The organism is Delftia sp. ZNC0008 (assembly GCF_000799035.1).
Taxonomy (GTDB): Bacteria; Pseudomonadota; Gammaproteobacteria; order Burkholderiales; family Burkholderiaceae_C; genus Comamonas; species Comamonas tsuruhatensis.
In genome coordinates, this window is record NZ_JTKZ01000097.1 from 1 (window position 1) to 335 (window position 335).

1 pseudogene is annotated in these 335 nt (G+C 65.1%); it reads left to right on the plus strand.

The features are described from left to right. Positions 1-81 precede the first annotated feature (81 nt). Positions 82-335 (plus strand): annotated as a pseudogene (locus L995_RS03735) (helix-turn-helix domain-containing protein); the annotation flags it as partial.

Below are 335 nucleotides of genomic sequence, written 5' to 3' on the forward strand. Positions count from 1 at the left end.
GGTGCAGATGGCGCACCCAAATCATCATTGAACCGTAATAGGAACCGTAAAGGAACCGCCAAAGAATCATTTCCGCCGGCTGTGCCGCCGGCCCGCAAAGGGGAGGGCGGCCTGTCCGATGCCGAGGACACCGCACTGCAGGAGTCCTGCCGCGCCACCTGGGCGGCCTACAGCCAGGCCTACGTGCAGCGCTACGGCGTGAAGCCCGTCCGCAATGCCCAGGTGAACGCCAACGTGAAAGCGCTGGTGAAGCGGCTGGGCTACGAGGAGGCGCCGCTGGTGGCGGCCTGGTACGTGGAATGCGTCAGCGAGGCCTACGTGCTGAAGGACTCGCA